A 25,997-nucleotide genomic window follows, 5' to 3' on the forward strand; every position below is an offset into this window, starting at 1 on the left:
TCCGTCCGTCACGTGTTCACACCCGCGCTCGCTTGTGTGCGAGGCGACTGTTGTTTGCCGTCCCACGTGTCGGGACCGACTCCCCGCCGCCGTAAGTCGGCTTTGATGACACGCAGGGTCGCTTGGGTTTTCGGCAGCTCGTCGACGAATTCCAAGTAGCGGGGAATCATGAACCTGGTCATCCGACTTTGGAGATCTTCGTATAGATCCTGCGGACTGATCGTGGACCCCTGCCTTCTCACCGCGAACAACATCACCTCGTCTTCGACGCTGTCGGCGGGTACCGCGACCGCTGCGCACTCGACGATCTCCGAGTTGCGCAACACCTCCGCCTCGACCTCGAACGACGAGATGTTCTCGCCCCTCCGACGGATCGCGTCCTTGAGACGATCGACGAAGATGTAGTCACCATCCGGGGTGCGCACGAGCGCATCCCCGGTATGGAACCATCCATTACGCCAAGCGGTTGCCGTCGCTCCGTCGTTGTTCAGGTAACCCGCATTCATCACCCATGGCACGCGAGAGCGAACCACACACTCGCCGACCGTTCCATCGGCGACTTCGTAGTCGTTCGCATCCACCAGTCGGACTTCGAACCCGGGATAGCCATCCCGCAGCCGGCCGACAGTGCGACTGTTCGAAGGATTCCAGCCGGACCTGATGGCCACACCGCCTTCCGTGCTGTTGTACACGGTGCAGATGCGGACGCCGAACCTGTCGCTGAATTCTCGATAATTCGCACCCAGCGGCGCCATGAACACGTTCTTGAGACTCGTTGGGCATGTCGGACTTTCGGGATTACGCAGGAGCACGTCGGCCATTGAGCCGACGAGCATGCCGGTGGTGATCCCGTAGTTCAGCACATCGTCCCAGAAGCTGATCAACGCGAAGCGCGATCTCATGACTACTTGCCCACCGACCATCGCGGCGTTGTACGGAATCGACTTCGAACCAAAGTGGGCATGCGACGTCGTGCAGTAAAAGACGTCCGCCGACGTGAGGTCCTCGATCGGAAATGTCCCAGAGTTGATGGAGTGCAATTGGCCCCACGGCAGCTTCACGGCTTTGGATGGTCCGGTGGTACCCGAGGTGTAGGTGATGCAGGCGATATCGTGAAACTCGGGCACGCTGACTCGTTCGCGCGTTGCCATCATGTCAAGTCGCAGACTCGAGTCCCGTGTGATGCCGGGCAGAGGTGAGTTCTGTTCGGCGTCGTACGGCTCACCGTCGATTACGAGCACGTGTTCGACACTTTGCAAGTCGGCGGCGACGGTCTCGACAACGCCGACATATTTTGGGGCCACCACCAGTAACGCGGGAGCGCAGTTGTTGATCGCGTAAGCGAGCATGCGCCCACGGAACTCCGGATTTGTCGCCGCGTCGATCGCGCCCAGACTCGCCAGCCCTAGCCAGACGGCCACCGAGTCCAGACCCGCGTCGAGGATGGTGACAACGACGTCGCCTCGCTGTACTCCGAGTGCTACGAAGCGAGCCGCCCATTCGTCCATCGACGACTGCAGTTCCCCCCACGTCGCGGACTCACCGTCCACGGTCCGGATGAACGTCCGGTCAGGATCGTCCTTCGCCATCCGATTCACGATGGCGGGCAGCGTTTCCGCTGACGATGATGTCACGCGTACTTCCAGAACGCACGCATCGTCTTGATCTTCCCGCTGTCGTCAAAGGTGAAGTGATCGACGAGCGGACCAACGTGCTGCATTGCACCCTCGCGCGTCACCACACCCTGCAAGATGGCGATGGCCTCGTTGCCACAGACAATGACGTCGCGCTCGAGCCACAGTTTCATCGGTGAAAGATCCGTGACCAACTTCCAGAACTCTGCTCGCAAACTTTCGATACCGGTGTAGGTGTCCACTCCAACCGGATCCTCCAAAACGGTGTCATCAGCCCAAAGCGCCAACCAACCTTCCTTGTCGTGGTCGCTGAGGGTGTCGCAATGCGCATTGATCGCCGCGACGATCATATTGGCGTCTGGCATTCTGGTTCCCTTCTAGCACTGTCGAGTCGTTCGGCGGTTCACGCGGTCAAACTTTGCTTACATCGTCATCCCAGCCCGTATCACGCTCTCTGACAGCGGCTTTCACGCCCTTCTCGTGTATCAGACGGAGGTGATGCTCTTTGGCGAGTGCTGCTTGTGCGCTGGGAGCGTACGGATCTCGGCCGACGTCGACCATCGCCGAAAGTCCAGCAGCCTCATAGAGGCGATGCGTACCACGCTTGTTCGCGATGAGGTCACCGGTTTCCATCCGCGCGATCTGCTCGGCAAAACGCATCGCCATGTCCTCTTCTTCGCCGAGCGCGACGACCCTGTTGACGTAGAACAGGCGATGGGCGGTCTCGGCGTCCAGCCAACCCCCGGTCATCCACAGCTGTTTCATGACGCGGATGGGAAAGTGGAACGGCATGAGCGCATAAGGGCCGTACGGCGCACCGACCCCGACGCGAGATTCCTCCCAGCTGAAGCGCGAATTGTCAGCGGCGATGACCACGTCGGCGGCTAACAAGAAGGTATTCGCGTGAGGTCCCACGAATCCCTTGGCGGCGACCACAAGTCCCTTTCTGAAACGCCACGGTGGGAGCAAATCGCCCGTATGCACCCAGTACTTGTCCTCTATCGTCGCCGGTGTCTGACCGCCGATTGTCTCGGCGGCAACCTGCGCAATGTCATGACCGGAGGAGAAGTTCGGACCTTCCGCCGTCAGCACGACACACTTGATGTCCTCCGTGCGGTCACAGTCAGCGAGTACCGAGTAGAACTCCTTTTCCATCGTGCTGTTGATGGCGTTCATCTTCTCGGGTCGATTCAAGCGTACGGTGACAATGCACGACTCCCGTTGCACCTTCACGCACGTCATGCCAGCCCAATCTGCTTCAGGCAAAACATGTCTCCTATTCGCTCATGTGCTAAATCGGCATGACCACGGTCTCAGGCGCGCGGAAGGCCGAGAACTTGCTGGGCGATGATGTTGCGTTGGATTTCGGACGTACCTCCGGCGATGGTTGCCGCGATACCTCGTGTGTAGCGCTCGAAACTGCTTGCGAAATACTCGTCGTAGTTCATGTGTTCGTAGCGACCGGTCACTGGATGCAGCAGACCTTCGATGCCCGCCGTTTCCAATAAGACATCGGCTGCCCGCCTTTCGGCTTCCGAACCGAAGAGCTTGAGTACCGACACGGAGGCAGTATCTGCCTCTCCGCGTGCGGCGCGGGCCAGCGCTGCTGACCCCATGGCGCGCAATGCGTGATAGTCCATGATCATCGACGCGTACTGGTCGCGCTCGACCGAGGTGCGCGGCCGGCAGTCCGCGATGAGATTGTCGATGCGGTCGGCGAACAGCAGCCACATCATCGTTCGCTCGTGGCCGAGGGACCCGTTGGCCACCCGCCAGCCCTTGTTGAGCTCGCCGACAAGGTTTTCCGCGGGCACCCGGACGTCGGCGAAGAAGACTTCGTTGAAGTCCAGATTGTCCTGACTGGCGATATCAGCGAACGGACGACACTCCAGGCCCTGGCTGTTGGTAGGGACTACCAACACAGAGATCCCCTTGTGTTTGGGAGCATCCGGGTCGGTGCGCACGAAAGTGAAGAGGAAGTCCGCGTGGTGCGCGCCTGACGTCCATACCTTCTGACCGTTGACGACGAATTCGTCTCCTTCGAGGACAGCCCTCGTGCTCAGCGACGCAAGATCGGAGCCAGCGCTCGGTTCGCTCATTCCCAGCGACGCGGTCATCTCTCCACGAAGAACTGGTATCGCCCATCGCTGCTTTTGCTCTTCGGTGCCAAAAGCGATCAGCGACGTTGCAATGATGTTGACGCCCTGCGGGTTGAAGCTGTGATAGATCCTGCGCCTGCACAACTCGTCGAGATGCACGAATTGCTGTAGCACAGTGGCGTTTCGGCCCCCGAACTCCGGCGACTGGGCGGGCAACAACCAGCCGTTGTCATATAGCAGACGTTGCCAGTCTCTGGCCCACTGCGGCATATGAGAGACCGATCGCGGGCGCTCGAGCGTGTCCGACTCGGCTGGCAGGTTGTCGTCTAGAAATGCCGAGAACTCCGCACGAAACGCCTCGACGTCCTCGTCAAAAGTCAGCTGCACGATACTCCCTTGCGATGACCGCGCGGTGTTCCGCCGCTCCTCCAAGCATCAGGTCACCCGCCTTCGCACGTTTGATCGCGAACTGCAGATCGTTCTCCCACGTGAGGCTCATCGCGCCGAAGCACTGCATACCGTGTCTCACAACGTGCGACTGCGCCTCTCCTGCAGCGGCTTTCGCCATTCTGGCGGTCAGACGGCGCCTCGGATCGTCGGCCGCGATGGATACCGCAGCAAAATACGCCAGCGCGCGTGCGCGTTCGATGAACACATGCATATCGGCGGCCTTGTGTTGAATGGCTTGAAATGAGCCGATAGCGACTCCGAACTGGTGCCGCTCCCTGACGTGTTGGAGCACCATGTCCAGAATCCGTTGGCAGGCACCGACGGTATGTATGGCCATGCCGGTGAGTGCAATTTGTCGTGCGCGCTCGGTGTCGGTGGCGGTCCGGTCTTCCTCGCTGACCTCGACTCCGTCGAACAACACGTCGACCACGTGCAGTGCGGGATCGAATACGGCTGCGCGCCGGGCTTTCACGCGATCGCCGTCGACCACGAAGACGCCTGCTTCTGTGACGACCGCAAGATGCTGGGCGCGGTCTGCGTCGAGGACGTAACGCGCTACGCCGTCGAGCACCCATCCGACGCCCTTGCGATGTGCAGACACGCCCTCGTAGACGGCCGCGCCCGATCTTTGCGGATCCACGCGGTCACCAACTAGAGGCGCGAATTGCGTGGTGGTGGCCAAGAACGGAGTCGGGTCCGTTGCTCGCCCCAACTCCTCGAGAACAAGGGCGAGTTCTATAAAGCTCTCTGCGCCGGTGAGTTCCGTCCACCCCTGGTCGCGGTACCACTGCCAGAGGTCATCACCGTCATCCTCGCCCTGCGCGATCGCCCGAACCACAGACGGCGGGCACTGTTTGGCCAGGGCCTCCTCGACAGTTTGCCGCCAAAGACGCTGGTCGTCGTCGAGCTCTAGAAGCACTGGCGCCCCATCTCGTTCGAACGTGCAACGTGAGAATAACGTTCTCGTTCTGTGAAAGTCAACGTAGGCAGATCTTGACAATCGAGATGATCCAATAGCAGCATCCATGCTTGACACCTTTGTCCAGGAAGGGATCGGAGAGGCGGCGCCGCCATGGACCGCCGACGATTATGGCGTGGAACGTGATTTGCTATCGCCACACATATGGCTGCACAAGTGGTCGCATGCCGTTAGCCGGAGCAACCCCGGAAGCCACGCCATCAGCCACCGCAGGAGATCACTATGGCCAGCAAGCCCACCGCTAAGTCGCCGCAAGTCGAGCTCGACCTATCCGACGTCGACCATCGAGTAGGCCAGCCCGTCGGCGGCGGTCAACTGTGGGATCCATGCAGTTCGTCTGACATCCGCCGGTGGGTGATGGCGATGGATTATCCCAACCCGATCCACTGGAACGAGCAATTCGCTCGCTCGTCGAAGTTCGGCGGCCTCATCGCTCCGCAGTCCATCGCCGTCGCGCTCGACTACGGACACGGCGCGGCACCGGCATGCGTCGGTCACATCCCGAACAGCCATCTCATCTTCGGTGGAGAGGAATGGTGGTTCTACGGTTGCCCGGTGCGCCCAGGGGACAAGCTGTTTCAGACTCGACGCTTCCACGATTACAAAGTGGTCGATACAAAGTTCGCCGGACCCACCATGTTTTCGCGTGGTGACACCGTTCACAAGAACCAGAACGGTGTACTTGTCGCCCGCGAGCGCTCGACTGCGATTCGTTACCTCTACGAAGAAGCGGTGAAACGGGGCATGTTCGAGAGCCAGCTCGGAGAGATCAAGCGATGGTCACAACACGAGATGGACGAGATCGATAGAGTCCGCCGCGATTGGCTGGAGTCGAATCGGCTCGGCGTATCACCGCATTTCGACGAAGTCAAGGTCGGCGACACCCTACCCCGCCGGGTCATCGGTCCGCACAGCATCGCGACCTTCACCACCGAGTACCGCGCGTTTGTCTTCAATATCTGGGGCGGCTTCGAGTGGGTGACGCCGCCCGACGTCGAGGATCCGTGGGTCTACCAGGATCCCGGTTTCGGCAAGGATTTCGCGTTCGACGAAGACGACGCGTTCATTGATCCCCGCAAGCGCGACGGGCTCTATCTCGGACCGTCACGCGGTCACATCGATGCCGAGAGAGCGACCGAAGTGGGCATGGCCCGCGCGTACGGCTACGGCGCGACGATGGGTGCTTGGTGCACAGACTATCTCGCATACTGGGCCGGCCACGATGGGATGGTCCGCCATAGTAAAGCCGATTTCCGCGGTCCCGCATTCGAGGGTGACGTGACGTACTTCGACGCCGAGATCATCGGTAAGGAGGCCGACTCGTCTTGGGGTGTCCCCCTCGTCCAGATACAACTTCACCTGACAAACCAGAACGGCGAAGAACTCGTGAAGTGTGTAGCCGAGATCGAGTTACCCGCCTGACGAGAACTCCTGCCACGTGAATTCTAAAGCGGGTCTGCCGCTTTCGATAGTGTCCGGCCCGTCGCTGCGCGATGAGCCAGGACTTGGGACCCTCACATTGCCCGGCTTTCTGCGCGATGTGACCACGATGTACCGCGACAGAGAAGCATTGGTTTTCCGCTCAGCCGACGCCTGCACTCGGTGGACCTACGCCGATCTATGCGATCGCGCCGTGGAAGTAGCGCGCGCGCTGCGCGCGATTGGGATCGGCAAAGACGCTCGGGTCGGCGTCTTGATGACCAACCGGCCCGAGTGGATTTCCGCCTTCTTCGGGATCTCGCTCGCCGGCGGCGTCGCTGTCACACTCAGCACGTTCTCGACGGCGACCGAACTCGAGTACTTGCTCACCGCGTCAAGTGTCGCCGTGCTGTTGTTCGAGCGGCAGGTGCTCAAGACGGACTTTGCGGCAGTGTTGTCCGAGATTGCCCCCGAAATCAGCACGTCCGCGCCCGGCACGCTGCAATCGGAGAAGTTTCCGTTCCTTCGTTACCTGGCAGCCTTCGGCGATGCGACCCCTGGCATCGACACATGGGACGCCTTCGTTGCTCGCGGCCGAAAAGAGCCGCACGAACTTATCCGCGCGACAGGCGAGGCAACGCGCCCCAGCGATGTCGGAGTGCTGTTTTTCTCATCCGGCACGACGAGCAAACCCAAAGGTATTCTCAGTGCACATCGCGGCGTCACCATACAGATGTGGCGCTTTCGGCGAGTGTGTGAGTTCGAACCAGAGGACAACATCCGGTGCTGGTCGGCGAACGGTTACTTTTGGTCTGGCAATTTCGTGATGTCGCTTGGCGCAACGCTTGCGGCGGGTGGGTGCCTGGTTCTGCAGTCGACGTTCGATGCGATTGAAGCGCTCGAGTTGATGGCTGCCGAACGAGTCAATTATCCGTTCGCGTGGCCGCACCAGTGGGCTCAAGTCGAGGCCGCACCTAATTGGTTGACGGTCGACCTCAGCAGCATGAAGTTCGCTGACGTCAAGACACCAATAGCCCGCCATCCGACGGTCTCTCACGAATGGCATCTCCCCGATCACGCCTACGGTAACACCGAAACCTTCACTATCTCAACTATTTTCGAGCTGAACGCATCACAAGAGGTGCATGCCGACAGTTGGGGTTTACCCTTGCCCGGGGTAACCCTCAAGATCGTCGATCCGATCACCGACGTGGTGCTTGCGCGTGGTGAAAGAGGGGAGATCTGTGTCAAGGGCCCCACTTTGATGCTGGGCTACCTCGGCGTCCCGTTGGACGAGACGCTGGATTCGGAAGGGTTCTTTCATACCGGTGACAACGGTTATCTCGATGACGCCGGCCGCTTGTATTGGGAAGGCAGGCTGTCGGACGTCATCAAAACAGGCGGAGCGAATGTTTCACCGCTAGAGGTCGACGATGCACTCTCGAAGCACCCTGGTGTGAAGGTGACCAAAACGGTTGGCGTGCCGCATGACACGCTTGGCGAGATCGTCGTTGCCTGCGTCGTGCCGCGCGAAGGCACAAACTTGGAACCGGAGGCGATTCGCGAATACTTGCGTGCCCGGCTGGCGAGCTACAAGGTGCCCCGCCGCGTGCTGTTCTTCGACGACGCCGACATCACGCTCACCGGCAGCGACAAAATCAAGGCAAGTGATCTGCGCGATCTGGCCATGCTGAGGTTATCCGAATCCGTTACAGAGCAATGACTTACACGCCGGGCTATCAGTCGCTGGTTGACGACTTCCCAACCGGTCCATGGTCCCCGCGCACAGCCGCCGACGGCATGATCGCCTGACGACACCAGGACCAAACAACGTCCTCAGTGAGGCTGGCGCCCTCCATCCCCTCATGCAACGCGTTGAATTGGCCGAAAGATGTCAGCGTGTAGCCCAACAGAGAAGTCAACTGCGGCAGCGTGAGATCGTTTCGAATCAAGCCAGCTTCCGAGCAGGCAGTCAGGATCTCCGTCAGCAGCTTCCGGTGCGGCTCCCATACTTTGGCGAATGCCTCTGGATTATCCAACTCGAGGCTCAGGTTGTAGATCAAAACCAAACGGCCGCCTACTGCTTTCGATGCGCCCGGGCGCGACAAGACACCTCGGCACCACGCCTCCAGCTGCCCCATCGGGTCCTCAGCGGCCTCGACCTGGGTCCTGATTGCCTCGGTGTACTTCGAAGTGACGTCTTCATACAGCGCCAGCAACAGCTCGTCCTTGCCGGCGAAGTGCTGATAGAACGTTCGCAGGCTGAGGTTTGCTCGATCGGCGAGTGCCTGCAAGGTGAAATTGCCCGGCCCCGACTCCTGGACAAGCTCGAGTGCGGTCGCCATGAACTGGGTACTGCGCTCAACGGCCCGCGCCCGCGCCTCGCCGAGCCGACGCTCGACTGCCCGCTCTTGCCAAGTACTACCCGCTACGCCGTTTGGACCCGACGCCCAGTTGGGTGTGTCCCCCGTTTTCATCGGCGACCATCCCCAGCGAGTGCATGACCGGATCGCCACTGCGAAATGCCGCGACAACGTATGCGGCCGCGGGGATATGCGACTAGTGGCGGCATACCGCCACCATATCGGCATCGCGCGACTGATCCGATGTTCGGATCGCCATCCGCCCGACAAGCACTATCGCCACCGCCCCAAGGACATCTCAAGTGAGAAGATGACTCTCTGAAATAGACTACTCGGTTCTTCTAATCAAGAAAAGTGTATTTGCATTTCAGTAGTACAGCCATTGGCATCAACCTGCTAAGCTCCATAGGCGTACCGGCGCAAGTGGTGGCTGGGCGTGCAGTCGTCTGTCACTCGCCGATGCACACCAATCATCGCGGGCTGCTGATGCGGCTGATCACGCGCCGCGAAGCGGATGCAGCAGAGGACAACACATGAAGGTCACCGTCGACGAGGACCGCTGCGCCGGCCACGGCATGTGCCTGACGCTGTGTCCGAAGGTTTTCGAGATGACCGATGACGGCTGGGCGGTCGCGGACCCGGGTGAAGTGCCCGCGGCTGTGGAGAGCGCGGTTACGGACGCCATCGCGAACTGTCCCGAACAAGCAATCACTGAAATACTCCCCTAGAGGAAAGGGCAACTGTTCATGAGTTCCTCAGACAGATTCACGGCATTGGTTGCCCGCCAGGACGATGACGGCATCACGACGGCGGTCGAGACATTGGGAAGTTCTGACCTCCCGCCCGGGGAGGTCACCATCCGGGTGCACTATTCGAGTGTCAACTACAAAGACGCGCTAGTGCTGACGCCGAAAGGCGGTGTCGTGCGCAACTATCCGATCGTGCCGGGCATCGACCTCACCGGCGAGGTCGTATCGTCGGAAGCCGACGAATTCGCGGTCGGCGAGTTGGTATTGGCGCACGGCTACGAGATTGGCACGGGCAGGCATGGTGGCTATGCGGAATATGCACGGGTGCCCGCGAATTGGGTTGTTAAGCTCGGCTCCCTGAGTCCGCATGAGGGAGCCGCCATCGGCACCGCAGGCTTCACCGCCGCGATGAGCGTGCAGGCACTGCGGCGGCACGGCATCACGCCGGAGGACGGACCGATCGTGGTGACAGGCGCGACGGGCGGAGTGGGCTCGGTGAGCGTCGATCTCTTGGCTGCAGCGGGTTACGAGGTGGTGGCCTCGACGGGAAAGCCGGAGGCGGAAGCACGTCTGAAGGCATTGGGCGCAACGGAGGTCATTGGCCGGTTACCCGAGGACCCGGACGCGAAGCCGCGACCACTGGGCAAGACACGATGGGCAGGAGCAATTGACTGCGTCGGCGGGGCCACGCTGGCCGACGTGCTGAGCACCATCCGTTACGGCGGTGCAGTGGCGGCCAGCGGGCTCACCGGAGGCGCGGGCTTGCAGACAACCGTGATGCCCTTCATCCTGCGGGGTGTCTCCCTGCTCGGCATCGACTCGGTACAAATGCCCATTGGACCGCGCCGCGCACTATGGGAGCAACTGGGCAGTTCGCTTCGCCCACAACACATCTCGGATGTGCTGCATGATGTCGATGCCAAAGACGTTGTCGGGGTGCTCGATGAAGTTCGCGCGGGCCGATACTCCGGGCGCGCGGTGGTGCGCATCGCCGACGGTTTCTAGCCGCACGGTGGTTTGACACGTGATGGTGATCCGATTGCACCCGACGAACGAAGCCGCTCGATTCCGGCCGCGTCGTAGCCCGACAGGGCGCCAAGTAACTCTTCCGTGTGCTGTCCAACGTGCGGCCCGGGTGGCGGCGCGAAGAGCTCGTCCGGCTTGGTCTTAATGCATATCACTTGATACTTCGACGCGTCGGTTCGCGATGCGCTATACCGTTGGCGGCGAACTGATATGAGCGATCCTACTCACTGGGCGACGCGGGCACCCGGGGTGAAATTGACGGGCAGGGCCCGGTAGCCGCGAGTGACCGAGTTCCCCTGGAAGTCGACTTCCGACTCCGGGCCGATGGCGTAGTCGGGCATCCGATTCAGAACCTGTTCGACACCCACTCGGAACTCGAGTCGGGCGAGATTGGACCCCAGACAGCGATGGACGCCGACTCCGAACCCGAGGTGCCGATTTGCCTGTCGATCGATGATGCACTTGTTCGGCTCGTCGAACTCGCGCGCGTCGCGGTTGGCGGCCGCATAGTTCAAGACGACCGTCTGGCCAGGACAGAACTGGTGGCCGCTGAGTTCGACCTCGCGGGTGACTGCGCGGTTCAAGCCGTGGATCGATCCGGCGAACCGGATGAATTCCTCGATCGCCCTGGGCATCAACGCAGGGTCGCTGACCAACCGGTCACACTCCGCAGCATTGGTACCCAGGTAGAAGAAGGCGAAAGACATTGCGCTGGAGGTTGTTTCGAGCCCGGCCTGCACCAGTAATATCACGTTCGCGACCACGTCGTCGAATCTCAGCTTCTCACCGTCGATCTCGGCATCGAGCAACACACTGATGAGGTCGTCACGCGGCGGTTCATCGCGACGCCTGTCGATCTCAGCGCGTACGCGCTGGTACAGATCGTTCATTGCCGCCTGTCGGACCTCTTCACTCTCACCGTTGATCGTGACGTCCGTCGTCTCGATGTACAACGCCACGTCTTCGACGGGCATGCCGAGCAGATACCTGAAAAACACGATCCCGGGCTGCCGCCACGCCACGTGGGCGAGGTCGCCGCGCCCCGACTCGATGAAGTCGTCGATCAGATCATCGGTGACCGTGCGCACCTGAGGTTCCAACTGCTTCATCCGCCCCGGGGAGAAATACGGGTTCAGAATCTTGCGAAGCTGCTGTTGCCGAGGCGGATCGATGGTAATGACGATGTCGCCGAACCACATGAGGGAGCCATCTGGATCCACGGGCTTGCTGGAGAAGCTTTGCCAATCACGAGCGACCTCAAAACAGTCGTCGTACCGGGTAGCGACCCACGCGCCGCCCGGCGTGGGTCCCACGAATGGGGAATCCTGATGACAGAACGGCGCGTATTCCCGCATCACCTCGTAGACCTCGTAGAGGTATTCCGGGTCGTTGAAATCGTCGTGTCGAAGGTCGAGGTTACGGGCGTGCTCCTCCGGGGATTTGCTCACCATGGCTAGTCCTTTCCAACTAAGCGGTTTTCGTCAGGACCAATGCAGCTTCGTTGTAGGGGAACAAGCGATAAAACAGCCGGGGCACCGGCATGACGAGCGGTGCGGCAACAGCCTTCTCGACGATCTGAGGGTTGGTCAACGTGACTGCCTTGCCCGCCTTGTGCAGTACTGTCGGTCCTCCCGCAAATATGTTCTTGAGCCAGTCGGTTTCCGGCCCGTAGCCGATCAGGATGACGAACCCGTTCTTGGTCCGGAACACCAGGAGGGGACTTCGATATCGTCTGCCGGACTTGCGTCCGGTGTGTTCGAGTGTGCCCAAGCACGGAAGCCACGGCGTAAGCGAGCGAGCCACGGGATTGGTGACTCGACGATTGAAGTTTGCGACAGCACGAGGTACGCGCATGAATGTCCCTCTCCAATTGCCAAATCTATTCAATCCGAACACTTCACGGCGCGAAGAATGGGGTCGGGATCACACTCGAGGCCGATCCCACAAGGGCTCGCCCAGCTTGGTGCGTATCTTTCCCCATGGATCCGCGTACTGACCCGGTGCGTTCCGATAGGGCGACTGTAGCCCCATGACCAGTCGCACGAGCGGGGCGACGAGCCGGCCCGGATAGCGCAGCAAGCGGTATTTCTGCGCTAGTTCGGCTTGCAGGTCGGGCCACGAATGATTCTGAAACTGCAACGCCTCTTGGGCGCGAGTGGTGTCCATCCAGTCGGTGACGAACCAGTCGTCGTCGCTGGTCGGATCGCCGGGGCGGCCGGGCGGCATGGCTCCGGGTAGACCAAGAGCCGCAACGAGGCTCGAGGTGACTTCGGCGTAGGTCAGTCGGTGGGAATCGTCGCCGCCGATCAGCAGGATTTCGCGAGCAACGTCAGCGGTGGTTGCAGCAGCGAACGCCCATGCGACGTCGCGAACATCGACGGTCTGCACTCGGCCGTCGCTGGGCAGTGCGGCTTGAAAGTACATCGCGTCGGTGGTCACCGGGAGTGACCCCATGTCGGGGCTCAGCACTGCGCCCAGCCGCAGTACCACCCACTCGAGCGTCGATGATCGCACGATCTCTTCGGCCTCGGACTTCTGGCCGCTGTAGACGTCGTAGGGCCGCATCGGGTCCTCCGCCGTCAGCGGAGCGGTGGTGCGGTGCGGATTTCGGGGACCCATCACGGTGATGCTCGACGCATGGACGAACCGTGGTGGCTTCGGTAGCCCCTCGACAACGCGGACAAGATGTGCAGTGGCATCAACGTTCACCCGTCGCGCAAGCTTGGGTATCGGATAGATCGCCGGTGCGATGACCGCCGCGAGATGCACGATCGCGTCCGGGGCGACGTCGGAAACGAGACGCTGCACTTGCGCGGAATCGGTCAGATCGACCCCCCGGAACTCGACGCCGCTCGGCAGTTTCGCGGCCGCCTTCCGGTTGGCGGGGGTGTCGAGATCCGTTGCCACCACCCGGCGACCGAGGTCAGCCAATCTGCGGACTGTCTGCGAGCCCACTAAACCCAAGCCGCCGGTGACGAGGACAGTGTCTGCCATGATTTCTCCCGGTGATGTCAGTCGCTTGTTCACAGATCGGGGTCATGTCCTGGGCGCTGCGGGAACCAGCTCGCTGATGTCTTCTCCTTGAAGGAGTTTGACGGTGAGGTTGACATCGAAATAGTCAGTCCATCGTGTGATCTTGCCGTCATCTCCGACCACGAAGGTTCCCATCACCGGAATTGCCGGCTTGGATCCATCGGGGGCTTGGATGTAGTCGAGGCGTTCGGTCAGCACGACTGAACCGTCACTGGCGATGTTGACGATCTCGAACGCATAGGCGTCTGGAAACATCGAGAACTGCGCGCCGATGTTCTCCACGATGGCGTCGACTCCGGTGAAGGCGGGCATACCGACGTTTTGGTAAACAGCGTCGTCGGCAAGCAGGGGACGCAGAGCTTCGGGATCGCGACGTTCCATCAGGGCGCAGAACTCGCGGACCACGTCAACAGGATCAGACACGGGAAACCTCCATTTCGGACGGAATTAGGCAACGCCACATGGTTATTGCGTTCAGCCGATCGCGGCGAAGGTCACGTGCAGTTCGCGTAGACCCCGCAAGATGAAGGTCGGGTCGTATTCGTAGTGCCGCTGGTCCGCCGGGCCATGATGCGCCTCAGAAATCGCGATGTCCCCCATGCGATCCAACACTCGATTCATCGTTATCCGACCTTCCGCCCTGGCCAACGGAGCACCCGGGCAGGAGTGCACCCCGCGGATGAAGGCGATCTGCTCACGGACGTTCGGCCTATTGATATCAAAGGTGTTCGGCGACTGGAACTTTCGTTCATCGCGATTGCATGCACCGGGCAGCAGCATGACCGTTGTTCCCGCACGCACCTCCACTCCCCCTACCGTGGTGGTCTTGCTGGCCATCCTGAAGTGAGCCTTGACAGGGCTTTCCATGCGTAGCGTCTCCTCGAGGAAGGCCGGAATCTTGGCTCGGTCCTCGCGTAGGGACGCTTGGAGTTCCGGATTCTCAGCGATGACCCGTACTGCCGCGCTGACCAGCTTTGTCGTCGTCTCCGTCCCTGCGGCGAAGAGGAACGTCGACAAGTTCATGACGTCCTCGATCTCGGGCGTCGACCCATCGTCGTACTTCGCCTGGGCCAACTCGGTCAGCACGTCACCGCGCGGCGAGCGCCTCCGGTCCTCGATGTAGGCGTGGAACTTCTCGTTGAGCCATTCCAGGGGATTGTGATCTGTCGTTCCCTCGCCAAGCTCTCCAGCCACCTGAGTACCGAAGTGTGCTTTGAATTCTTCATGATCCTCTGGTGGGACACCCAACAGATCAGCGATGACAAGTAGGGAAAATGGCTTTGCGTAGTCTGCCAGCAACTCGCAGCTACCTCGCTCGAGGAATGTGTCCAACTGCTCGTCGGCAAGCCGCCACATGAACTCCTCGTTCTCTTTCAGGCGCTTCGGAGTGATCAGCTTGTTCATCAGGCTTCTGGTCCGACTGTGCAGCGGGGGATCTTGATTCGAGATGTGCTCTGCCATGGGGGCGACATGGCGATGCTTCTCGATCAGGTCGGTGACGTCGTCGGCCCCATCCGGGCCGAAGGGCAGACCGGAGAACGGGCCAGCCAGCGAGTTGCATGATGAGAAGTCAACGTTGTTCTTGTAGACCGCCAGAGCTTCCTCGTAGCCCGTCACCGCCATCACGTCGAAGGGGGTTGCCGACGCTACCGGACATTTCGACCGAAGATGGTCGAAGTAGCCGTACGGGTCAGCAACAAGGCCTTCGTCAGTGAAAAAGTCCACGGTGTCAAAGTCGGTCATGCGCTTCTCATTCCTTTCAATGTTCATTGCCTGCAATCGGACTCGCACCCACGCCGAGCCGCGAACCCTCTCAAGCCGGGTCGAACAGCACAGGCAGTGACGTTGGTGAGCGGAACACCATGCCGCGGATGTGCGGATCGTCGCCGTCAGGGTCGAGGCGGAGGTTCGGTAGTCGGTCCAGGAGCAGGTTGATGGCGGTACGCATTTCCAACCGGGCCAGGTGCATGCCCAGGCATACGTGGACTCCGTGCCCCCAGCTGATGGGCACTTTCGCCTGCCGGAAGATGTCGAAGGCGTCGGGTTTGACGTAGCGATCTTCTTGGCGGTTGGCCGCACCGAGCATCGGCATGACCGAAGATCCCTGGGGAATGGGCACTCCCGCCAACTCGGTGTCGCGAGTGGCGACGCGAGTGATGTTGAGCAGCGGCGCATCCCAGCGCACGCCTTCTTCGATGGCTTGGGGTAACAGCGAGCGGTCGGCGCGGATCGCATCGAGTTGGTCGGGATGGGTGAGTAGCGCGAATAGCAAGCTACCCAGCGACCGGTAGGTGGTTTCCACACCAGCCGGAAGAAGGAGCCGGATGAAGGAGTAGATGTCCTCGTCGGCGAGCTTTTGTCCATCGATTTCGGCGGCCGCCAAGCTGCTGATCAAATCCTCGCGAGGTTCGGCTCGGCGCGCCTCCAGGATCGGGGTGAAGTAGTCGACAAGGGCCTTCGACGCCGCCAGACCGCGTTCGGGGTTGATGGTGTAGCTCAGCATCGAGATCGACCAACGCTGGAACTGCGGGAAATCCTCCTCCGGCAGGCCGAGCAGGGCGGCGATGATGCGGCTCGGGTACGGAAATGTGAACGTCTTGACCAGGTCCGTCTTGCCGTCCGAAGCGAACTGGTCGATCAGCTCGTTGCCGATACGCCCCACGATCTCGTCTTCCCAACGCGCCAGGGCCTTTTGGGTGAAGGCCTTCGTCACCAAGGAGCGGAGCCGACCATGGATGGGTTCATCCATACCCAGCATCACCCCATGACCCAAGACGTCGCCGAAGATCTGGATCACGGCCTGCGACGAGAAGGTCTCGTGATCGCGCAGCATGGTCTGGATGTCCTCGTGCCGGTAGACGATGAAGACAGGTTTGCCCTCCTCGCCGGGCATCGTCGACATATCGATGCGCTGGATCGGAGTGTCGTGGCGTTGTTTGGCCAGCTCCGGGTAGGGGTCGCGGACGTCGCCCGATACGACATCATCGAACGCCGCGAAGTCTTCGAGCTGGTCGAACAGTTCTGACATGCTGGCTCCTATCAAGTCGCCGGGTAGGCGACGGATTTCACTTCTGTGTATTGGCTGAAGCCGACCAGGCCGTTCTGGCGCCCGACCCCGCTGTCCTTGTAGCCCCCGAACGGTGTATCGGCGCTGTATCCAGCGGTGCCATTGAGGCCGATGAACCCGGCACGCAGCCGACGCGCGACGGCCAACGCGCGATCCGTCGAGCCTGACATCACATTTCCCGCCAACCCGTACACACTGTCGTTGGCGATCCTGATCGCGTCTTCTTCGTCCTCGTAGGCGATGACAGCAAGCACGGGCCCGAAAATCTCTTCCTGAGCAATCGTCATCGAGTTGTCGACGTCAGTGAAAAGTGTTGGGGTGACCCAGAAGCCCTTGTCGAATTCCTTCGGCGGCTCGGCGCTTCCGACGAGCATCGTCGCTCCCTCGTCTACACCCTTGCGGATATAGCCCAGGATGCGCTGTTGCTGCTTCGCCGAAATCACCGGTCCGCAGATGGTGGCCGGGTCCTGCGGATCGCCTGCTTTTATGTTCTCGTACAGACCCTTGAGAATCGCCACACCCTCGTCATAACGGCTGCGCGGCAACAGCATTCGGGTGGGGGTCGCGCAACCCTGGCCGGCGTGCATGAGCGGGCCGATTCCGATCAGGCAGGCGGTATTGAAGTCCGCGTCATCGAGCACAATCGTCGCCGATTTGCCGCCGAGTTCGAGGAACAGCCGCTTCATCGTAGCCGCGCCCTTTTCCATGATCCGCTTGCCCACGACGGTCGAACCGGTGAACGAGATCATGTCGACCTTCGGCGACAGGGTCAGTTCCTCAGCGACGAAGTGATCTGATGCGGTCACGACGCTGACCACACCCGCCGGGATGTCGGTCTTCTCGGCAATGAGCCGGCCCAATCGGGTGGCGTTGAAGGGTGTGTTCGGTGCGGGCTTGAGGACCACGGTGTTTCCGGTGGCCAGGGCTTGCCCGAGCTTGTTGATGGTGACTTCGAAAGGGAAGTTCCATGGAACGATCGCTCCGACGACGCCCACCGGCTCATGCCAGACCTTGCGCCTGGTGTTGACGCCGGTCACGGAGATGACCTTGTCACCGAGGTCGGTTTCCCATTCGAAGGAATCAATCAGTCTGGCAGGGTATTTGAGGCCATCTTCAAGAGGAGCATCCAACTGCGGACCATGGGTCACCGCCCTGGGCGCGCCGACCTCGAGGATAAGTTCCTCACGCAAATCCTCCAATTCGCTTTCGATCGCGTCGTGGAGTTGCAGCAGGCAACGCTTACGCAGCTCTTTGTTGGTCGACCAGTCGGTCTCATCGAACGCACGCCGCGCTGCGTCGATGGCACGGTTCATGTCGGCCTTCGACGCGTCTGCGACCTCGCCGAGCACGTCCTCGTTGGCCGGGTTGATGTTGGTGAACGTGCCTGACTCACCGTCGACGAGCTTGCCGTCGATCAGCATCCTCGACTCGAACGCCACTGTCGTTGCCTCAGTCATTGCTCTCACTTCCATTTGGAGCGTGCGTGGTGGCTGAACGCCGCGCCGCGAGCGACGCCAGTCGGTGTAGCACGGGCTGGGGAAGAACCTTCGCCGCGAAGACCATTGCCCGCTGGCTCGCGGTCAACGGATATGCTCCCCCGCGCATGGCGCCGAACCGCGGTATGCCCATCATCAACCGCGTCATGCGATGCATCGCGGCGCCGGACAAAAGGCGGTTGGCGACCAATAACATTCGCGCGTCATTGTCGATCCCCCGCTTGACGAACGGCGCCGAATCATCGAGGGCCTCGGCCAGTCTGACGGCAAACTGCTCCGGCGGCCTTGCCATACGTACGGCCAATTGTTCGAAACCACGCTTGTCCCAGGCGCTGTGGTGGGATGCATACGGCCCGTCGAAATCGCAGTAGCTTGCGGCACGCGGATTCGTGATGATCTCGGTCTTGTAGAAGCCGGCGACCAGGATGGTGACCCCGATCCCGAATGCTGCGACCTCACCTGCCATCGACTCGCCCCACCGTTCGAGCGCACCCTTGACCGCGGAATAGGTTGCGGTTACCGGCATTCCACGGACTCCAGCTGCGCTGGACACCAGGACGATGCGTCCCTGTCCGGCATTGCGCATGGAGGGAAGTAGCGCCTTGGTCAGCTCCACCGGACCGAAGATGTTCGTCGCGAACGTCTGTTCCCATACGCTCATCGGCGTCTCTTCGACCATCCCTGTCGGGCTAATACCGGCGTTGTGCACCAATCCAAAAGGAGCGCCAACCATCTCTAAGATCGACTTCCCCGCGGCTGCCACGGACGCTGCGTCGGTGAGATCGAGGGTCACCCCGATCAAGCGTGGATCACCTTCGCGCGCTCCAGTCGCCTCACGTAGTTGCTCCATGCCCGCATCGACTGACCGCATCGCGGCCACCACCTGCCAGCCCTGCTTGTACAGATGGCACGCCGACGCGAACCCGAGTCCTCGTGAGGCGCCGGTGATGACGACGCTGCGCGGCTCAGCCATGCTGACTTCCTGCCGCACAACGCATGCTCTTCGACCCCAACTCGACGTCGACATCGGCGAACGGCCCCTGCTGCCAGGTGGCCCACTTGCCGACCGAATACGGCCCCTCGGCCCCGTTGGCCCGGTAATACCCCTGCGGGTCATACACTTTCGCCTCGGGGTACGGCCACGGGCACGCAACCGATGTCGCCAACCCGCTCGCCTTGATCGCCCAGAACCATCCGCCGTAGGCAAAGTACGCAACGTTGATGATCGCAAACATCACCAAGAACGTGCCCAGCACCGGCTTGGTCGGAAACAGCTTGGCTCTCGCGGCCAGCTTTTCGGCCACCGACTTCCCCGTGTCATCGCGGTAGACGAGGATGGCCGCCGGGATCATCACGAACGTCACCGCGAGGGATTCCCAAATCAGCGGGAATTGGAATGGGGTGCCGTTGAATATCGACCCGAAGGGAATCACCTGGGAATAGATGTACAGACCGGTGCGGATCGATCCGACTTCAAGCATTGCATCGAACACGAAGCCGATAACCAGCACCAGTCCGCCCAGGCTGATGAGCGGATGCCTGCTGACAAATGCTTCGGGACCGCGTTTGGCCTGCCATCTGCGAAGAATCCAGACTGCCGGGAAATACGGTCCGAAATAGAATGTCACATAACCGAATACGATGAACGGCTCGACCGTCGGCGACATCATGATCAGATACCAGGACTCCGGCCAGTGCAGCAGGTCGGGGTTGTACACCGCGTACGGCGCCCAGTTCATGATCGGGTCCTGCCAGACGATCAACGTCGTGACCAAGAACATCAACATCACCGGACTGCCGGGATTACGTCGCCAGCCCACGATGAAAACGACCACGAGGGTCACCAGCATCAGCGCCGTGGCGACCTGGATGAACCCCATCCACCCGGTGAAGTCGAAGAGATAGTCCACCGGACGCGGCCTGCCGACAGTGTTGGGATTGGCCACTCGCGGATCGAGCGCAGTACGCGAAACCGCGATGAACAAGCCGATGAATGCGAGCAGGCCGATACCGGCCAGCCACGACCCCAGGCTTCCCTTTCCTCTTCGCCCCCTGGGTGGTTGCTTTCGGGAATCAACCAGTAGCGGCGTGGATTCTTCGGTGCTCATGCGTTCACTCCTGACCAAATCGGTCGACCAAATGCGAATTGACGCCGTCGGCGTCCAAGGTGCGGGCGACGAGGTACCCCGCGCCCATCCAGGCCCGGCGGGTCCACTTGCCAAATGACACGCGCGTCCCGGGCGCACCGGAGGCCGCGGGCATCATCTTCACCCGCTCGATTGCCTCCTTGACACCGCGAGGACTCAACGGATGCGCATCGGCGAAAGCACGCACCAACGTCGAGGCGATATCGTGATTGACCACGGAAACGCAATACTCGGGACGGTTGCCGTACTTGGCCTCGTAGCGGTCGAGGAAGTCCTGGCCGAGCTTGTTCTCCTCGTCGTACTGGTCGACACCGATCCACCCCATGAACGCCTTCCACATCACGGGATTGATCCACGCGTTCTGGAAGGCGGTGGTGGTGAAGCGCGGCGGATCCCAATTGAGGGCTTCGAGGGCCGGGTTGATGAAGACGACGCCAAACCCGAAGCCGAAGTGGACGATCGCCTCGGCCCCTGCCGCATGCAGCGAGGCCACTGCAGCACTGCAGTCCTGCGCCGTCTGAGCGATGGGCGCCTCGGCAACAATCCGAATACCCTTGCGAACACAGGCTTTTCGCATGTTGCTCAAGTACGACTCGCCGATCAGGTTCTGCTCGACCAGGATGCCGACCGTGGTCAATCCCCGCTTTGCCACGAGGTCGGCGATGAAGATGGGCTCATCGGTCATCGAACCCTGCGGGAAGGAGAACGTCCACTCGCCCAACCAGTCGTCGGTCCCGGTGACACTGATCGCCGGCACCTTGAAACGCTCTTCGATCGCCTCGCGCGTCGGAACCACGTTGTCGGTGATGTTGGGCCCGAACACCACAAGGCAACCCTCGTCGACAAGCTCGGCATAGGCGTCGATCACCGCTTTCACGGTGCCCTTGGGAAGACCCTCGACCTCCTTATAGATCACCTCCACGCGCCGATCCAGGATCCCCTTTTCGAGGGCATCCTCGAAAACGAGGTCTAAGGACTGGACGAACGAATCCAGCAATTCCTTCGGAAAGTCCGCGGCAAGCGTGAAGTCCATCAAATAGCCGACTTTGATCGGCTCCGCCCCGCTGACATACGACATGTGGCCTCCGCTGCACCAAACCTAATATTTGTTCAGACCCTAGCGTCCCCCGCCGCGCAACGTCAATCACTGCCTGTCGCGCGTGGCCCCGCCCAGATAGACATGGATCATCTCGTCGAGCCCGCGACCCACCGTGGGGTCGTCGGTAAGTGGTCCCGCGATCGCGGCTCTCGCCGCATCGCTGATAGACAGCCCTTCGGAGATCAGCTGACCTGCGGCGATGAGCACGCGGGTGGACGCCACCTCGCGCAGTCCCCCGGTCTCCAGTCGGCGGATCGCCTGGGCGAACTTGACCAGCTCGGCCGCAGTCGGCGCATCGACACCCGATTCGTGGACGACGATTGCCTCCTCGACCTCCGGGGCGGGATAACCGAATTCGATGGCGACCATGCGCTGCCGGGTCGAGTCCTTCAAGTCCTTCAGCACACTCTGATAGCCGGGGTTGTATGACACGACGAGGCCGAAGCCCGGTGCCGCATCGAGGGTGATGCCCAGCCGCTCGATCGGTAGCTGCCGCCGGTGATCGCCCAGCGGGTGCAACACGACGGTCGTATCCTGCCGGGCCTCCACGACCTCGTCCAGATAGCAGATGGCCCCTTCGCGCACAGCACGGGTCAGCGGGCCGTCGACCCAGACCGTTTCATCCCCCCGCAGTAGATACCGGCCCACCAGGTCGGCCGTGGTCAGATCGTCGTGACAGGACACCGTGATCAACTGTCGGCCGAGATCGTGCGCCATCGCCTCCACAAAGCGGGTCTTGCCGCAGCCCGTAGGGCCCTTCAGCACCAGCGAAAGTCCCTGACGGTAGGCCGCCTTGAAGACCGCCTCCTCGTTACCCACCGACTGGTAATACGGGCGCGCCGATTCGGTGTGCGGCCTGGCGCCGTTCTGCTCCGCCAGCCCGGCCTCGTTTGCCATAGTGCCCTTCCGTATCAGCCGCATCGATGCGACCACCCACAGCCTAATCGGAACAGATGTTTGTTTCAAGCATGTGAAGGCTACGGTTTCTCTCTGACCGCATACATTGAATAGAGTTGTTGGGCAATACATTTCCGAGTTCGCGGACGAATCTCACGACACCCGCCTCCGCATCTCGGCGGCGCGCACCGCCGATCTGAACAGCGGACCGACGACACCTGCGAGTTGTTCGGGCCTGCCGATGGTGGCGTGCGCGGAGCTGCCGAAGACCTTCTTCAACGATCGCACGTCGGTGCCCGCTCCCACCGTGAGGCACACGCACCCGATCCCCCGGCGCCGCGCCTCGTTCAGAGCTCGACGCGAGTCCGCGGCGCCGTAGTCACGCTCGTATCCGTGGTCGTAGGCCAGGCCGTCGGACAGCACGACCAACAACCGCCGGGAAGTTCCCCCACGCTTCTCCAGCACCGACGACCCGTGTCGTATCGCCGCTCCCAGTCGCGAATATGCACCCGGCTCAAGGCTGTTGAGTCGTCTGAAGATGCCTGCGTCGAGGTGCTCATCGAACCGTTTGACCGGCACCATGCTCACCGCCGCCCGGCCCTGCGAGTAGTAGGCGTACAACGACACCCGGTCGCCCAGATCGTGCAGTGCGACCGCGAGGTTGGCGACCGCGGTCCGCTGTTGCTGGTGCACAGTGCGTCCGAGTGTCCCCGGTTCGGCGGTCGACCCCGAGATGTCCAGCAGCAGTAGCACCGACAGGTCGCGGCGCCTGCGGAGGCTGTCGAGGTAAACGGCTTCGTCAGGCACCGAACCGGCCATCACCTCGACCCGCGACTCCACAGCCGCGTCGATGTCGATGTCGTCCCCCTGCGGCTGACGGTGCCTGCGGTGCAAGCCCATACCGAGCCGGGCCAGCGGTCGGCGCACCCCGATCGCACTCTCGATGGCCTGCGTCGCGAACGGCTTGATCTTCGGCTCGACTTCGCGCACCGTGCACCAGTCTGGGCGGTAGACGCCGCGCGAGGCGTCCCACTCCGGATACTTCAGCCCGTCTTGCTTGATGTCGGCGGCGTCCTCTCCCGTCGCCACTGCGGTCGAGGACACCGCGTAGACGCCCCGATTGGCCGAATTCGTTCGGTGGGTCGGCGTGTCCGCGCCGGGAGGTCCGCCGCCGTCGCTCCCCGTCTTACGCGCCGACGACAACATCTTCTTCAACAATTTCCCGATGAAGCCGCCGCCACCGACCGGGTTGGTGAACACATCGGGCTCGTCGCTGTCGTCGACAGCCTCCTCGTCGAGCGCCTCCAGCTCGCCCTTGGCCTCTTTGCGCGCCACGTGACCGGCCTTCGGGTCGTCGGCCTCGGTGCGCTTGATGGCCGCCGCCAGCTTTTTCGCGCGAATGACACCGAAAACGGTTGGCGGGTCGGAAAGCGGATCCTTGGCGGTCGCAATGCGAAGAGACGATGCCGCTGAATCACTGAGCGATGCGAGCTTGCGATCGGCCAAGGATGTAAGTACGCCGGGCAGCAGATCATTGTTGGCGACCAGCGCCCGGTGTCCCTCGACGGCCAAGTAGCGCTTGGCCAGTTTGGGTCGCCGTATCAGCTGGTCGATGACGTCGGGCGTGAGACTGTCCGCGGCGAGCAACGACGCGTGTACGGCTACCGATTCGAGATTGGCGCGGGCGCGTGCGGACGGATCGACGAACACTGTCTGGCCGTCGGTCCACGACGGTTCGCCCGCGCCGCCGGCGGCCACAGCCAGCGGACGGCCCGCAAGTGCGGAGGCCAACATTCCGAGCAGCTGCAAACGCTCGGTGTCGACATCAGAGACCATCGGGCCACCTCCTCACACACCGGCGCAATGTTGACCTAATAATTGTTCCACCGTAGAGTCCGCTTGAAGTGGAGTCAATCAAGCACCAAGTCAGATGAGGTTGTTCGGACACGTGGGTTTCTCGTACCCCTGGCCCGATGCCGACTTCGCCGAGGTTTTCTTCAACGACGACTGCAGTGACCAATTGGTAAGGAGTCCGCGATGATCGAGTTCGATGGCAAGGTTGCGATCGTGACCGGAGCGGGACGCGGGCTCGGCCGGCTCTACGCCCTCGACCTGGCGAAGCGGGGCGCCGCGGTGGTGGTCAACGATCTGGGCGGCACCATGGGCGGTCAGGGTGTCGACCCCAGCGTCGCCGACCAGGTGGTCGAGGAGATCACCAACGCCGGTGGCCGGGCGGTCGCATCTTACGACTCGGTCGACAGCCCCGAGGGTGGGCAGACAATCGTCGCCACCGCAGTGGAGACCTTTGGCCGACTCGATGCCGTCGTCAGCAATGCCGGCATCTTCAACAGCATCCCGTTCGACGAGATCTCGCCCGACCGCTGGCGGCAGATGTTGCGAGTGCACCTCGACGGCGGCTTCTATCTGAGCCAGCCCGCGTACAAGGTGATGGCGAAACAGAAGTACGGGCGCTTCGTCTTCATCTCCTCGTCGGCGGGAAATTTCGGCCAGCCGATGGAAGCGCATTACGCTGCCGCTAAAGCCGGCCTTGTTGGACTATCCAACGTCATCGCCATCGAAGGCGCCGCGCACGGCATTCTTTCCAACACCGTTCTTCCGACCGGCTTTTCGCGGATGGTCACCGAGACCGTCGGCGACGAAAAGTTCCTCGCCGAATCAGGGTTCATGCGCGCGATCAGGCCGGAACTCGTGGTGCCCCTCGTAGTCTTCCTTGCCAGCGCCGATTGCGACTTCACCCATCGCAACTACTCGGCATGCGCAGGGCGCTACGCGCGCGTGTTCATGGGACTCGCTGACGGCTGGTTGGCGGACTCAGAAACCGAGCCCACGGCCGACGATGTCCTCGCACACATCAAACAGATTTCGGCGACCGACAAATTCATCGTGCCCGACTCCATCGTCGACGAAGTCCTCGAGGTGTGCGACCGCCGCGGCATCAGCGCAATGCCCGACAACGCCGACGTCTCCTTTCCGGAACCCACAAGGAATTAAGGAGTGCCCGTGAACATGAACGACATGGTTCTCGTCTCCGTGGACAACCACATGGTCGAACCACCCGGCCTGTTCGACAACCACATTCCCGCCAAGTACAAGGACGACGTTCCCAAGCTGATCCAACGCGAAGACGGCACGGACGCTTGGGTTTTCGAAGGTGCGGAGGCCACCAATGTCGGTCTCAACGCCGTCGCCGGCCGTCCTCCCGACGAGTACGGCGCCGAACCGACGAAACTGTCCGAGATCCGCGAAGGCTGCTACAACATCGACGAGCGGATCGGTGACATGAACGCCGACGGGGTGGCGGCAGCGCCGAACCACAAGATTACCCACGGGAATGCCTTGCGGCTGTACAACTTTGATATGTTCAGCCACATTCCGAAGGAGCAGCTGACCGTTGGTGCCCTGCGCGTCCAGGCCACCGACGTCGATCTTGGCGTCCGATCCTCGGAGCGGCTGAAGAAAGAAGGCACCGACACCGTTACCGTGCTCGACCTCGCGTCGAAGATCGCGACGTAGTCGAG

24 protein-coding genes are annotated in these 25,997 nt (G+C 61.5%); 6 read left to right on the top strand and 18 right to left on the bottom strand.

Going from position 1 to position 25,997, the window contains the following annotated elements; genetic code table 11:
- Nucleotides 1–8: 8 nt before the first annotated feature.
- The 5 genes from GGC64_RS04215 to GGC64_RS04235 all read right to left on the bottom strand — a co-directional run bounded on the left by GGC64_RS04215 (nucleotide 9) and on the right by GGC64_RS04235 (nucleotide 5,102).
- Nucleotides 9–1,634 carry an AMP-binding protein gene (locus tag GGC64_RS04215; protein WP_192721185.1) on the bottom strand — a complete coding sequence of 542 codons (1,626 nt, stop codon included), beginning with the start codon at nucleotides 1,632–1,634 and terminating at the stop codon, nucleotides 9–11.
- A complete protein-coding gene (locus GGC64_RS04220; RefSeq protein WP_192721186.1) occupies nucleotides 1,631–1,984 on the bottom strand; it encodes a nuclear transport factor 2 family protein in 354 nt (117 codons plus the stop codon). Before GGC64_RS04220 ends, GGC64_RS04215 begins: the two co-directional genes overlap by 4 nt.
- A gap of 61 nt (nucleotides 1,985–2,045) precedes the next feature.
- Nucleotides 2,046–2,867, bottom strand: a complete 822-nt coding sequence (locus GGC64_RS04225) for an enoyl-CoA hydratase/isomerase family protein (RefSeq protein ID WP_192721187.1) — start codon at nucleotides 2,865–2,867, stop codon at nucleotides 2,046–2,048.
- Nucleotides 2,868–2,947: 80 nt separating this feature from the next.
- Nucleotides 2,948–4,120: an acyl-CoA dehydrogenase family protein gene (locus GGC64_RS04230; protein WP_192721188.1), complete on the bottom strand. Its 1,173-nt coding sequence runs from the start codon at nucleotides 4,118–4,120 to the stop codon at nucleotides 2,948–2,950.
- Nucleotides 4,104–5,102: an acyl-CoA dehydrogenase family protein gene (locus GGC64_RS04235; protein ID WP_192721189.1), complete on the bottom strand. Its 999-nt coding sequence runs from the start codon at nucleotides 5,100–5,102 to the stop codon at nucleotides 4,104–4,106. Before GGC64_RS04235 ends, GGC64_RS04230 begins: the two co-directional genes overlap by 17 nt.
- Before the next feature lie 282 nt (nucleotides 5,103–5,384).
- Between GGC64_RS04235 and GGC64_RS04240 the strand changes: the two genes are divergently transcribed.
- Nucleotides 5,385–6,584 carry a MaoC family dehydratase N-terminal domain-containing protein gene (locus GGC64_RS04240; protein ID WP_192721190.1) on the top strand — a complete coding sequence of 400 codons (1,200 nt, stop codon included), beginning with the start codon at nucleotides 5,385–5,387 and terminating at the stop codon, nucleotides 6,582–6,584.
- Nucleotides 6,585–6,600: 16 nt separating this feature from the next.
- Nucleotides 6,601–8,304 (top strand): class I adenylate-forming enzyme family protein, encoded by a 1,704-nt coding sequence (locus tag GGC64_RS04245; protein WP_370581973.1) that lies wholly within the window; start codon nucleotides 6,601–6,603, stop codon nucleotides 8,302–8,304.
- A 16-nt stretch (nucleotides 8,305–8,320) separates the two neighbouring features.
- Here GGC64_RS04245 and GGC64_RS04250 read toward each other — a convergent pair whose 3' ends face one another.
- Entirely contained in the window at nucleotides 8,321–8,926 is a 606-nt protein-coding gene (locus GGC64_RS04250) for a TetR/AcrR family transcriptional regulator (protein WP_225951161.1), read from the bottom strand.
- A gap of 551 nt (nucleotides 8,927–9,477) precedes the next feature.
- Between GGC64_RS04250 and GGC64_RS04255 the strand changes: the two genes are divergently transcribed.
- Both GGC64_RS04255 and GGC64_RS04260 read left to right on the top strand, forming a co-directional pair.
- Nucleotides 9,478–9,672 carry a ferredoxin gene (locus GGC64_RS04255; protein WP_192721192.1) on the top strand — a complete coding sequence of 65 codons (195 nt, stop codon included), beginning with the start codon at nucleotides 9,478–9,480 and terminating at the stop codon, nucleotides 9,670–9,672.
- A gap of 18 nt (nucleotides 9,673–9,690) precedes the next feature.
- Nucleotides 9,691–10,698, top strand: coding sequence for an oxidoreductase (locus tag GGC64_RS04260; RefSeq protein ID WP_192721193.1), 1,008 nt, complete (start codon nucleotides 9,691–9,693; stop codon nucleotides 10,696–10,698).
- A 245-nt stretch (nucleotides 10,699–10,943) separates the two neighbouring features.
- Here the strand turns inward: GGC64_RS04260 and GGC64_RS04265 are convergent, their stop codons facing one another.
- From GGC64_RS04265 to GGC64_RS04320, 12 genes are all read right to left on the bottom strand, one after another.
- Nucleotides 10,944–12,170, bottom strand: coding sequence for a cytochrome P450 (locus GGC64_RS04265; protein WP_192721194.1), 1,227 nt, complete (start codon nucleotides 12,168–12,170; stop codon nucleotides 10,944–10,946).
- A gap of 16 nt (nucleotides 12,171–12,186) precedes the next feature.
- Nucleotides 12,187–12,573: a nitroreductase family deazaflavin-dependent oxidoreductase gene (locus tag GGC64_RS04270; RefSeq protein WP_192721195.1), complete on the bottom strand. Its 387-nt coding sequence runs from the start codon at nucleotides 12,571–12,573 to the stop codon at nucleotides 12,187–12,189.
- A 69-nt stretch (nucleotides 12,574–12,642) separates the two neighbouring features.
- Nucleotides 12,643–13,713 carry an NAD(P)-dependent oxidoreductase gene (locus GGC64_RS04275; protein WP_192721196.1) on the bottom strand — a complete coding sequence of 357 codons (1,071 nt, stop codon included), beginning with the start codon at nucleotides 13,711–13,713 and terminating at the stop codon, nucleotides 12,643–12,645.
- A gap of 42 nt (nucleotides 13,714–13,755) precedes the next feature.
- Entirely contained in the window at nucleotides 13,756–14,175 is a 420-nt protein-coding gene (locus GGC64_RS04280; RefSeq protein WP_192721197.1) for a limonene-1,2-epoxide hydrolase family protein, read from the bottom strand.
- 51 nt (nucleotides 14,176–14,226) lie between these two features.
- Nucleotides 14,227–15,495, bottom strand: a complete 1,269-nt coding sequence (locus GGC64_RS04285; RefSeq protein ID WP_192722391.1) for a cytochrome P450 — start codon at nucleotides 15,493–15,495, stop codon at nucleotides 14,227–14,229.
- Between the two features lie 70 nt (nucleotides 15,496–15,565).
- On the bottom strand, nucleotides 15,566–16,780 hold the full coding sequence (locus GGC64_RS04290; RefSeq protein WP_192721198.1) for a cytochrome P450: 1,215 nt from the start codon (nucleotides 16,778–16,780) through the stop codon (nucleotides 15,566–15,568).
- An 11-nt stretch (nucleotides 16,781–16,791) separates the two neighbouring features.
- Nucleotides 16,792–18,276: an aldehyde dehydrogenase family protein gene (locus tag GGC64_RS04295; RefSeq protein WP_192721199.1), complete on the bottom strand. Its 1,485-nt coding sequence runs from the start codon at nucleotides 18,274–18,276 to the stop codon at nucleotides 16,792–16,794.
- Nucleotides 18,269–19,288, bottom strand: a complete 1,020-nt coding sequence (locus tag GGC64_RS04300) for an SDR family oxidoreductase (RefSeq protein ID WP_192721200.1) — start codon at nucleotides 19,286–19,288, stop codon at nucleotides 18,269–18,271. The genes GGC64_RS04295 and GGC64_RS04300 overlap by 8 nt, the downstream gene beginning before the upstream one ends.
- A complete protein-coding gene (locus tag GGC64_RS04305) occupies nucleotides 19,281–20,423 on the bottom strand; it encodes a spirocyclase AveC family protein (protein ID WP_192721201.1) in 1,143 nt (380 codons plus the stop codon). The genes GGC64_RS04300 and GGC64_RS04305 overlap by 8 nt, the downstream gene beginning before the upstream one ends.
- A gap of 4 nt (nucleotides 20,424–20,427) precedes the next feature.
- Nucleotides 20,428–21,540 (bottom strand): ABC transporter substrate-binding protein, encoded by a 1,113-nt coding sequence (locus GGC64_RS04310; protein ID WP_192721202.1) that lies wholly within the window; start codon nucleotides 21,538–21,540, stop codon nucleotides 20,428–20,430.
- Between the two features lie 66 nt (nucleotides 21,541–21,606).
- Complete coding sequence (locus GGC64_RS04315) at nucleotides 21,607–22,458, bottom strand: CbbQ/NirQ/NorQ/GpvN family protein (RefSeq protein WP_192721203.1); 852 nt, start codon at nucleotides 22,456–22,458, stop codon at nucleotides 21,607–21,609.
- Nucleotides 22,459–22,611: 153 nt separating this feature from the next.
- Entirely contained in the window at nucleotides 22,612–24,294 is a 1,683-nt protein-coding gene (locus tag GGC64_RS04320; protein ID WP_192721204.1) for a nitric oxide reductase activation protein NorD, read from the bottom strand.
- A gap of 201 nt (nucleotides 24,295–24,495) precedes the next feature.
- Between GGC64_RS04320 and GGC64_RS04325 the strand changes: the two genes are divergently transcribed.
- Together GGC64_RS04325 and GGC64_RS04330 are read left to right on the top strand one after the other, a co-directional pair.
- The gene (locus GGC64_RS04325; protein WP_192721205.1) at nucleotides 24,496–25,470 is read left to right on the top strand and encodes an SDR family NAD(P)-dependent oxidoreductase; all 975 of its coding nucleotides are present in this window, start codon (nucleotides 24,496–24,498) and stop codon (nucleotides 25,468–25,470) included.
- Nucleotides 25,471–25,485: 15 nt separating this feature from the next.
- Entirely contained in the window at nucleotides 25,486–25,992 is a 507-nt protein-coding gene (locus GGC64_RS04330) for a hypothetical protein (protein ID WP_225951428.1), read from the top strand.
- Nucleotides 25,993–25,997 lie beyond the last annotated feature (5 nt).

It is taken from the genome of Mycobacterium sp. OAS707 (assembly GCF_014873705.1).
Taxonomy (GTDB): domain Bacteria; phylum Actinomycetota; class Actinomycetes; order Mycobacteriales; family Mycobacteriaceae; genus Mycobacterium.

What these genes read in the sequence shown, in the direction of transcription:
- GGC64_RS04310 (WP_192721202.1), bottom strand. Translation starts at nt 21,540, where the DNA reads ATGTCGTATGTCAGCGGGGCGGAGCCGATCAAAGTCGGCTATTTGATG.
- GGC64_RS04250 (WP_225951161.1), bottom strand. Translation starts at nt 8,926, where the DNA reads ATGGCGACCGCACTCGAGCTTGTCCAGGAGTCGGGGCCGGGCAATTTC.
- GGC64_RS04295 (WP_192721199.1), bottom strand. Translation starts at nt 18,276, where the DNA reads ATGACTGAGGCAACGACAGTGGCGTTCGAGTCGAGGATGCTGATCGAC.
- GGC64_RS04265 (WP_192721194.1), bottom strand. Translation starts at nt 12,170, where the DNA reads ATGGTGAGCAAATCCCCGGAGGAGCACGCCCGTAACCTCGACCTTCGA.
- GGC64_RS04220 (WP_192721186.1), bottom strand. Translation starts at nt 1,984, where the DNA reads ATGATCGTCGCGGCGATCAATGCGCATTGCGACACCCTCAGCGACCAC.
- GGC64_RS04255 (WP_192721192.1), top strand. Translation starts at nt 9,478, where the DNA reads ATGAAGGTCACCGTCGACGAGGACCGCTGCGCCGGCCACGGCATGTGC.
- GGC64_RS04330 (WP_225951428.1), top strand. Translation starts at nt 25,486, where the DNA reads ATGAACGACATGGTTCTCGTCTCCGTGGACAACCACATGGTCGAACCA.
- GGC64_RS04300 (WP_192721200.1), bottom strand. Translation starts at nt 19,288, where the DNA reads ATGGCTGAGCCGCGCAGCGTCGTCATCACCGGCGCCTCACGAGGACTC.
- GGC64_RS04260 (WP_192721193.1), top strand. Translation starts at nt 9,691, where the DNA reads ATGAGTTCCTCAGACAGATTCACGGCATTGGTTGCCCGCCAGGACGAT.
- GGC64_RS04325 (WP_192721205.1), top strand. Translation starts at nt 24,496, where the DNA reads ATGATCGAGTTCGATGGCAAGGTTGCGATCGTGACCGGAGCGGGACGC.
- GGC64_RS04285 (WP_192722391.1), bottom strand. Translation starts at nt 15,495, where the DNA reads ATGACCGACTTTGACACCGTGGACTTTTTCACTGACGAAGGCCTTGTT.
- GGC64_RS04290 (WP_192721198.1), bottom strand. Translation starts at nt 16,780, where the DNA reads ATGTCAGAACTGTTCGACCAGCTCGAAGACTTCGCGGCGTTCGATGAT.
- GGC64_RS04305 (WP_192721201.1), bottom strand. Translation starts at nt 20,423, where the DNA reads ATGAGCACCGAAGAATCCACGCCGCTACTGGTTGATTCCCGAAAGCAA.
- GGC64_RS04240 (WP_192721190.1), top strand. Translation starts at nt 5,385, where the DNA reads ATGGCCAGCAAGCCCACCGCTAAGTCGCCGCAAGTCGAGCTCGACCTA.
- GGC64_RS04275 (WP_192721196.1), bottom strand. Translation starts at nt 13,713, where the DNA reads ATGGCAGACACTGTCCTCGTCACCGGCGGCTTGGGTTTAGTGGGCTCG.
- GGC64_RS04315 (WP_192721203.1), bottom strand. Translation starts at nt 22,458, where the DNA reads ATGGCAAACGAGGCCGGGCTGGCGGAGCAGAACGGCGCCAGGCCGCAC.
- GGC64_RS04270 (WP_192721195.1), bottom strand. Translation starts at nt 12,573, where the DNA reads ATGCGCGTACCTCGTGCTGTCGCAAACTTCAATCGTCGAGTCACCAAT.
- GGC64_RS04320 (WP_192721204.1), bottom strand. Translation starts at nt 24,294, where the DNA reads ATGGTCTCTGATGTCGACACCGAGCGTTTGCAGCTGCTCGGAATGTTG.